Consider the following 248-nt stretch of genomic DNA (forward strand, 5'->3'; position numbering starts at 1 on the left):
CTTGTGCTGGATCAAATTTCTCAGTTTTTGGGATTTTTATTACGGTTATATTAATGACCCTGTTAGAAGAAGGAATGGAAGAAGAAGGATGGGACGAGCTGCCGCTCACTCACTTTACGAAAGCATTCGTGCCTTTGATAACGAAGTATTGTCCTCTCCTAAAAATTCTTCTGCAGTGGAAAAAGACGAATGCTTCGCTGTATGTCACGCTTGAGCCGTGTCCGATGTGCAGCGGGGATGAAATTATG

Annotated in this window: 1 pseudogene; it reads left to right on the forward strand. The window is 43.1% G+C overall.

Annotated features, from left to right (window positions below):
* Positions 1 to 248, forward strand: a pseudogene (locus P6709_RS20170) (hypothetical protein); the annotation flags it as partial.

Origin of the sequence: Jeotgalibacillus sp. ET6 (genome assembly GCF_029667115.1) — a bacterium.
Taxonomy (GTDB): domain Bacteria; phylum Bacillota; class Bacilli; order Bacillales; family Jeotgalibacillaceae; genus Jeotgalibacillus.